Raw genomic sequence first — 7,954 nt, forward strand, 5'->3', positions numbered from 1 at the left:
ATCTGCCCGACGCGGTGCGCGCCGGACGCGCCCGGCTGGTGGGAACGGACAAGGCCGCCATTCTGCGAGAGACGGCGGCCCTTCTGGATGATGACGCGCATCACGCGGCCATGTCGGCGGCCTGCGCGGCCCCCGGCGACGACCACGCCTCGCGCCGCATCACCCTGGCGCTGGACCGGTTCATGACCGGGCTTGCCCCACTGCTGCCCTCGCACGCGGAATTCCGGGCATAACGCGCGGGCCCGCTCCATACTCCGCGCAAGGGGGGCTATTCCACCTCCACCCGGTCGCGCCCGCCGTTCTTGGCCCGGTACAGGGCGATATCCGCCCTGTGCAGCAGCGTGTCCACGCTGTCGCCTGCGCGGAAGGCTGCCACACCGGCGCTGAGCGTGTGGGTGCGCCCACCCTCGAACTGCGTGGCGCGCAACGCCCCCCGCAGCCGTTCGGCCAGTTGCGCGGCCTCTTCCGCCGTGGTTTCCGGGCAGAGCACCAGAAACTCCTCGCCGCCCCAGCGGCCCACCGTATCCGTTGAACGCACATGGTCGCGCACTGTCCGGGCGAATATCTGCAAGGTCCTGTCGCCCGCGAGGTGACCGTGTTCGTCGTTGACGCGCTTGAAGTGGTCAATGTCCAGAATGGCGATGGAAAACGGTCGCCGATAGCGTTGGGCCCGCTCCACCTCGCGCCGGAACAGTTCGTTCAGACGGCTGCGGTTGGGCAGGTCGGTAAGCGGGTCGGTGCGGGCCAATCGTTCCAGCACCGCGTTCATGCGCTTGAGCCTGCGGTTGTACCACAGCACCACCCCGGCCAGCAGCGCGAAAAACCCGGCCACGCGGGCCACCAGCCAGTAATCCACGGAGGTCTGGGCGGTGATGGGCACGTGCCGGTTGACGATCTGCTGGCGCTCCTCGAGCGTCAGCGAACGGATGCCCCGGTTCAGCACGGTGCGCAGCAGGGGATCGTTCCGCACCACGCCCATGCGCAGCTTGTTTTCGTATTCCGGCAGCCTGCCCGCGATCTTCAGGTTGAACAGCCCCTGCTGGCGGATGGTGTAGGCCGCCACGATGAGCGAACGCATGGTCATGTCGGCCTTGCGTTCCTCGACCATGCGGATGGCATCGGCCTCCGACTCCGTCACCAGCACCCTCAGGTTGGGGTAATCCTTGCGGATCAGCTCCTCCATGGCCGTGCCTCTGGGGAACACGATGGTCGCGTCCTCCAGCGCCGCCGGGTCGGTGATGGCCGGGTGTTCCGTGCGGGTGATGAACACGTTGGGGTCGATCAGCAGGGGATCGGTGAAGCCCAGCCACGCCTCGCGCTGCGGGGTCTGGTTCAGAAAGCTGAGCGCCTGGCAACGGCCCGCCCGGGCGGCGGCGATGCTTTCATCCCATGTGGCCGTGGGCACCAGCTCGAAGGACAGGCCGGTGCGTTGCGCCACCAGCGCGATGATGTCGGCGGCAATGCCCACGTGACGCGGCTGGCCGGTGCGCGCCTCCACCTGCTCGAAGGGCGGCCAGTCCGGGTCCACGCACAGGGCGACGGGGCCGGACTCACGGATGAAGCGCTGCTCCGCCGGGGTGAACCGGACGTCTGCGGGGCTGGAATCGGCAAGGCAGACGGCGGGAAATGCCCCGGCCAACTGCACTGCAAGCAGGAGGATGCAAAAAAGGAACAGGGACAACCTGCGGGACATCAAACAACCTCTCGGCGGCACGGCATGCAGGGGGGCACAGGGAAAGACGCCCCAATTCCTGCATTGTGTACCCGCACTCCCCGGGCGGGCAAGAAGTATCATCAACCATTCCCAATCAACGCGGACCGTACACGGGCAGTGGCGCAAACGACTCGTCGCCGCTCACAATCGGATGAAAACGGATGCATTTATGGATTGACGAATCGGATGTTTTCGGATGAGCGTACGGACATGATCACCACCTCCACCTTGCGCATCACGCCGGAATTTCTTGGCCTGATCGCGGAAATCGATGAGTTCAAGGGGGCCTGGAAGGCACTGGGAACCCTTGCGCCCGAACGCCTTTCCGCCCTGCGCCGGGTGGCCACCATTGAAAGCGTGGGATCATCCACCCGCATCGAGGGCAGCAGGCTGTCCGACAGCGAGGTGGAACGGCTGCTGGAGCACCTTTCCGACCATGCCTTCACCACGTGCGACGAGGAAGAAGTGGCTGGCTACGCGCAGACCATGGAACAGGTCTTTCAGGCATGGGAGCACATCACCCTGACGGAAAACCACATCCGACAACTGCACCGGAACCTGCTGCGCCACAGCCACAAGGACGAGCGCATCGGGGCGGGTACAAGACCGCGCCCAACAACGTGGCGGCCTTCGACGGGGAGGGACGGCAGATCGGCATAGTCTTCGAAACCGCAGCGCCCTTCGACACGCCGCGCCTGATGCGCGAACTGATCGAATGGACCAACGCCACGCTGGAAACCAGAAGCCTGCACCCGCTGCTGGTCATCGGCATCTTCACCGTGGCCTTCCTGGGCATCCATCCCTTTCAGGACGGCAACGGTCGCCTGTCGCGCATCCTGCCACGCTTCTGCTGCTGCGCTGTGGGTACGGCTACACGCCGTACAGTTCGCTGGAAAGCGTCATCGAGAACAACAGGGAAGGCTACTATCTGACCCTGCGCCAGACGCAGGTGACCATCCGCACCGAAACGCCCGACTGGCAGCCCTGGCTGCTGTTCTTTCTGCGTGCCCTGCACCAGCAGATGCAGCGGCTGGAACGGAAGGTGGAGCGGGAACGCATCCTGCTGGCGGCCCTGCCGGAACTTTCCCTGCGCATCATGGACCATGCCCGCGCGCATGGCCGGGTGACGCTGAAGGAAATGACCATCCTGACCGGGGCCAGCCGGAACACCCTGAAGGAACACTTCCGCAGGCTGGTGGAAAGCGGTCAGCTTGCCATGCAGGGCAAAGGCCGTGGAGTGTGGTACCGGCTTTCCTGACGATACCCACCGACGACACCAGACGCAAAAAGAGCCACCGGAAATTTTCCTGGTGGCTCTTGAAATTTGGCGTCCCCAAGGGGATTTGAACCCCTGTCGACGGCGTGAAAGGCCGTTGTCCTGGGCCGGCTAGACGATGGGGACGCGCTGGCGCGCCAGTGGCGCGGAGCGATTCAATAGCCAACGGAAAGGCCGTGCGTCAACTGTTTTTTCGGCGGGTGCGGCGGGCAGGGGCAGCTTGCCTGCCCTGCGCCGCTCGCTGCCCGCCCAGTCCAGTTCGGCTGGGTTCGCCCCTCCAATCCCACCTCACAAAATAACGCCAACCGCCACCCACCGCGCTTGACGCCCCCACGCGCGGCCTTATCTCTAGAACAAGGGAAAGGTCATGCACGTCAGGGAAGGCCCCCGCTTCCCAGACATACATGGCAGAGGACCGCGGGTGCTCCCCTGGCAGCCGCAGGTAAACCCCGGCGGAGGATATGAAGGAATAATGCCGACGGAACACTTCCCGATGAAAGGGATTTGCCGGTGAACCTGGTCCCTAGCCCATACGGCAACGCCGGGGCGGACCAACCGACGGTTCGGAAAATTCAGGCAAATCCCTTTCTGTTTGTCATTATTCTCTGTTATAGGCGGATGCTACTGGTCACATGCGCACGCGGCCCGCACTCCGCGTAGCCGCGAAAGACACGAAACCATCCATCAGGCCCCCGCGCCCGGGCACGACCATGTTCCGCCTAGAACCACTCACCAATCTCTTCGATCTGCTGGACCATTACTGGGAACACCCGCGCACCCAGCGCCGGGTGGCGCTTGCGCTCATCTTCGCGTTCATCGGCGGCATCATCGCCATAGAACTGAACCGGCGCGGCCTGCTGGCCGGGCTGCCGGTGGAACTGACCCGCTTCGTTCCCTCCAACCATTTCCAGGCCGTCAACTTTGCCTTCACCATGCTGCTGGTGCTGGAAGTGATGAGCCTGATCCTGGTGCTGTCCTGCTCGCTGTCACGGTCGGTCGGCAAACAGTTCGAGATTCTCGCGCTGATCCTGCTGCGAAACTCCTTCAAGGAGCTTTCGCACATGCACGAGCCCATCACCCTGTCGCTCGACTTTCAGCCCGTGCTGCACATCATCGTATCGGCCAGCGCCGCGCTGGTGATCTTCGTGTGCCTGGGCATCTACTACAAGGTGCAGCGGCCGCAGGGGTACATCACCTCGGCCATGGACCGCATGCACTACGTCATGGCCAAGAAGATCCTGGCGCTGGGCCTGTTTCTGGCGTTCATCGGCATCGCCCTGTGGGACGGCTGGATGTTCGCCACCACCGGCCAGTCGTTCGACTTCTTCGAGACCATCTACACGGTGCTCATCTTCGCGGACATCCTGATGGTGCTGGTGGCGCAGACCTTCATGCCCTCGTTCCACGCGGTGTTCCGCAACTCGGGCTACGTCATCGCCACCCTGCTCATGCGCATCGCCCTTGGCGCGCCGCCGTTCTGGGACGCCGCCGTGGGCATCGTCTCGGCGCTGTTCGCGCTGGCGCTGACCTGGGCCATCCGGGTGTTTCCGCCAAGCTCGGTGTCCTCGTCCTGTTCGTAGGCGGAGCCCGCAGGCGGGGTGCGCCGGAAAAAGACCATGAAAAAGGGGCGTTCCGTCACGGCGGAGCGCCCCCTTGTTGTTCCTTCCGCGCGTCGCATCCGGTCAGGCCCTGCCTTGGCCTGATTCCTCCCGCCTGACTGTTCCGGCCAGACAGATCCGGCCTGCCAGTCGGGCCGGATCATGGCCAACGCGCCATCTCGTCTACATGCGCCAGGTGCCAGGCTCCTCGCGCAGATACATGTCCATCTCCTCGCTTATCCCCACCCGCACATCATCCTTGTTGTCGGTAAGGCAGATGTTGCGGTCAGGGTCCAGGCCCACATCCAGGGCCAGCCCTTCCAGCCGTTCGATCAACCGTTCGAAGTCGTCCCGAACGACCGGGTCGCTGTCCCATACGTGCTTCGGCACGCGTGCTATGCCGGTGAACATGCGTATCACCTCCCTCGCGCCGGGCGCGGTTGGTGTCTCGTCCCCAAACATAAGTCCGAAACGGCAAGGTTCAAGGCATGCGGCGTACCGTCCTCCCCATACCGCCTGCCGCCCGCTTTCTTCAGCCGCCTTCACGCGCACACGAAAAGACGGGGCACCCCGCAAGGCGCCCCGTCCGTTTCGTGCCTGTACATCCACGTCGCTGCCCCGATTCCCGGAAGCAAGGGCGCGCCGCCCGGTTAGTTCCGTTCGATGATGGCCTTGGCCGGAATCAGTCCGGTGGCCGCGGCGGACACGATGTTGCCCGCAACGCCCGGCCCGTCGCCCGCCACGAACAGCCCCTTGAGCGAGGTTTCCAGCCGGTTGTCCGTCTCCACCTGGGTGGCGAAGAACTTGATCTCCGGCGCGTAGAGCAGCGTTTCCTCGTTGGCGATGCCGGGCATGACGTTGTTCAGCTGCTCCAGCCCCTCCACCAGGTTGGTCACGATGCGCTCCGGCAGGGCCATGGCGATGTCGCCGGGCACCACGTTGGTCATGGTGGGCTCTATGTAACCCTTGTTGATGCGGTTCCACGTGGACCGGCGGCCCCGCCGCAAATCGCCGAAGCGCTGCAGGATGGGCTTGCCGCCGCCGATGATGGTGGCCAGCCGCCCGATGGCGGTGCCGTAGCCCTGGTTGTCGGACACCGGGTCGGTCAGCACCACCTTGGACAGGAAGGCGAAGTTGGTGTTCTCAGACTTGCGGTGGCGGTAGGCGTGGCCGTTCACGCACACGAAGTCCTGGTAGTTCTCCAGCGCGATGAACCCTTCCGGGTTGGTGCAGAAGGTGCGGGTCTGGTCGTCGTACTTGTCGGTCTGCACGAAGAAGGTGGGGTCGTAGATCACGTCGGTGATGTCCGACATGATGTCCTTGTGCACTTCCACGCGCACGCCCACTTCAATGCCGCGCTGGCTCACGGCCAGGCCGTGCCCGCGCGCCAGTTCGCCCACCCATTCCGCGCCCACGCGGCCGGGGGCGATGATCACCGCCTTGCAGGAGTATTCGCCCTTGTCGGTCACAAGGCCGCGCACCGCGCCGTTTTCCACGGTAAGGGTCCGCACTTCTTCACCGGTGCGGATGTCCACGCCCTTGTCGCGGATGTGCGCGCACATGGAGGCGATATGGTCGGGCAGGCAGTCGCTGCCGAGGTGTTTCTGCTTGATGAGCAACAGGTCGATGCCGTGCTTCTTGGCCTGCTTGCGGATGGCCTTGGCCGCCTCCATGTCCGAGGGGTAGACCGGGCCGTCCATGCCGAAACGGTTGAAGATGGTCTCCGTTTCGTTGATCAGCGCCTCCGCCTCGGAACGGGGCATGAACTGGGTAAGGTCGGTCTTGCCCAGCTTGTGGATGAAATTGAGCTTGCCGTCCGAAAACAGGCCGCCGCCGCCCATGCCGGACAGAATGTGGCACGGCTTGCACTTCAGACACTTCTGCGTCTTGTTGATGGGGCAGCTGCGCTTGCGCACGTCCTGCCCGCGCTCGATGAGGCAGGTGCGCAGGCCGGAATGCTCGGCAAGGTGGTACGCGGCGAACAGCCCGGCCGGGCCGCCGCCCACGACGATGACGTCGAACTGATTGGAACCCTTTGACATGGTGAGAACTCTCCCTGAACGGATCATTGCGGCATCCGCACGGCATGGGGAAAGGGGCACCTGCGTCGCGCCGTGCCACGGGCACGCCGAAGGGGCGCAAGCGATGTCGCGTGCGCCCGCAGTGACCGGCCCCGTCAGCGCCGTTGGCTGCTTGCAGAACAGCAGACTCCAGACGCCGGGCCGCACGAAGGCCAGCTTACCCTGCACCGCAAGAGGCGCGCTGTCAAGACGTACGTGGCCGCGTTTCCACGCCGCCCCCACTGGCGCGGCGACACGGGATGCGTTATCACTACACAATGGCGGACCGTACCGGGCGTGCGTCACGTTTTTCGGCCCAGACCTGACCGGACAGGCAAGCCCGGCCCAGACCGATCCAGGCAGGGCCGGGCAAGTCCTGATCCGTCCGGATCGGCCCAGACAGGCGGGCAATTCCGGCACCCCGCGCCCCGGCCAGCCGCCAATCGTCCCCCGAACCCCGCGTATCGGGCGGGGCGCATCCGCCCCGTGCCGGAACGTCCGCCAAGGAGTGCGCCATGACCCAGTCCGCCGCCCAGTCCCCCGACCAGTCCGCCGCCCCATCCGCCGCTTCCCCTTCCACGGCCTCGCCTGCCGACGCCGCCAGCGCAACAGCGCCCACCGGTCCTTCCGTCACGGGTCCCTCGGTCATCGGTGAGGACATGTCCGCGCTGGCCGCCCGCCAGAAGGGATTCATCGCCTCGAGCGCGGTGCTGCCCTCCGGCGCGCGGGTGGACGCCCTGCGCCGCCTGCGCGAAGGCGTGCAGGGCTACCGCGACCGCCTGGCCGATGCCATCCGCGCCGACTATGGCCGCCCGGAGCACCCCTTTCTGGTGCGCGAGGTGGTGCCCGTGCTGCACGAGATCGACTGGCTGATCAAGGCCGTGCCCGGCTTCTGCGGCGGACGGCGGGTGCTTTCGTCGCTGGGACAGTTCAAGGCGCGCAGCTACGTGCGCCGTCAGCCGCTGGGCCGTGTCGTGGCGTACGCCCACTGGGCCGATCCGTTCCGCAGCCTGCTGGTGCCCCTGGCCGACGCCATCGGCGCGGGCAACGCCGTGGTGCTGCGCCCCTCGGCGGAAGCCCCGGCCACGGCGGAAATGGTGGCCCGGATGGTGCGCCAGTACTTCGAGCCGGAGCACGTGGCCGTGGTCAGCGGCGGTGCGGAAACGGACGAGGCCCTGCTGGCCACCGCGCCCGACTTCGTATGGTACGACGGCGATACACGCGGCGCGCGGACCATCGCCGCGCTGGCCGCCCCCACGCTGACCCCGTATGCCGCCATCACCGGGGGGCCGTCCGCCGCGCTGGT

Annotated in this window: 8 protein-coding genes, 1 tRNA gene and 1 pseudogene; 6 read left to right on the plus strand and 4 right to left on the minus strand. The window is 65.8% G+C overall.

Annotation, left to right across the window (positions count from 1 at the left end):
* Positions 1-233 (plus strand): annotated as a pseudogene (locus FVW27_RS02685) (UDP-N-acetyl glucosamine 2-epimerase); the annotation flags it as partial.
* Between the two features lie 35 nt (positions 234-268).
* Here FVW27_RS02685 and FVW27_RS02690 read toward each other — a convergent pair.
* The gene (locus FVW27_RS02690) at positions 269-1,693 is read right to left on the minus strand and encodes a diguanylate cyclase (protein ID WP_167122530.1); all 1,425 of its coding nucleotides are present in this window, start codon (positions 1,691-1,693) and stop codon (positions 269-271) included.
* A 231-nt stretch (positions 1,694-1,924) separates the two neighbouring features.
* Between FVW27_RS02690 and FVW27_RS21155 the strand changes: the two genes are divergently transcribed.
* Genes FVW27_RS21155 through FVW27_RS20770 form a run of 3 tightly spaced genes read left to right on the plus strand, consistent with a single transcriptional unit; the run spans position 1,925 to position 2,972 of the window.
* Complete coding sequence (locus FVW27_RS21155; protein ID WP_341806049.1) at positions 1,925-2,374, plus strand: Fic family protein; 450 nt, start codon at positions 1,925-1,927, stop codon at positions 2,372-2,374.
* Positions 2,335-2,646: a Fic family protein gene (locus FVW27_RS20765; RefSeq protein ID WP_341806050.1), complete on the plus strand. Its 312-nt coding sequence runs from the start codon at positions 2,335-2,337 to the stop codon at positions 2,644-2,646. Before FVW27_RS21155 ends, FVW27_RS20765 begins: the two co-directional genes overlap by 40 nt.
* A 17-nt stretch (positions 2,647-2,663) precedes the next feature.
* Entirely contained in the window at positions 2,664-2,972 is a 309-nt protein-coding gene (locus tag FVW27_RS20770) for a DUF977 family protein (protein ID WP_243838170.1), read from the plus strand.
* Positions 2,973-3,039: 67 nt separating this feature from the next.
* Here the strand turns inward: FVW27_RS20770 and FVW27_RS02700 are convergent.
* Positions 3,040-3,116, minus strand: a tRNA-Glu gene (locus FVW27_RS02700).
* A 584-nt stretch (positions 3,117-3,700) separates the two neighbouring features.
* On the opposite strand from FVW27_RS02700, the gene FVW27_RS02705 reads away from it, so the two are divergent.
* Positions 3,701-4,570: a hypothetical protein gene (locus FVW27_RS02705; RefSeq protein ID WP_167122532.1), complete on the plus strand. Its 870-nt coding sequence runs from the start codon at positions 3,701-3,703 to the stop codon at positions 4,568-4,570.
* 201 nt (positions 4,571-4,771) lie between these two features.
* Here the strand turns inward: FVW27_RS02705 and FVW27_RS02710 are convergent, their stop codons facing one another.
* Together FVW27_RS02710 and FVW27_RS02715 are read right to left on the minus strand one after the other, a co-directional pair.
* Positions 4,772-4,999 carry a hypothetical protein gene (locus tag FVW27_RS02710; protein ID WP_167122534.1) on the minus strand — a complete coding sequence of 76 codons (228 nt, stop codon included), beginning with the start codon at positions 4,997-4,999 and terminating at the stop codon, positions 4,772-4,774.
* A gap of 239 nt (positions 5,000-5,238) precedes the next feature.
* Positions 5,239-6,630, minus strand: a complete 1,392-nt coding sequence (locus FVW27_RS02715) for an NAD(P)/FAD-dependent oxidoreductase (RefSeq protein WP_167122536.1) — start codon at positions 6,628-6,630, stop codon at positions 5,239-5,241.
* Positions 6,631-7,163: 533 nt separating this feature from the next.
* On the opposite strand from FVW27_RS02715, the gene FVW27_RS02720 reads away from it, so the two are divergent.
* Positions 7,164-7,954, plus strand: a 791-nt coding sequence (locus tag FVW27_RS02720; protein WP_243838171.1) for an aldehyde dehydrogenase family protein, incomplete at its 3' end; no start/stop codon positions are given.

It is taken from the genome of Nitratidesulfovibrio liaohensis, from assembly GCF_011682075.1.
Taxonomy (GTDB): domain Bacteria; phylum Desulfobacterota; class Desulfovibrionia; order Desulfovibrionales; family Desulfovibrionaceae; genus Cupidesulfovibrio; species Cupidesulfovibrio liaohensis.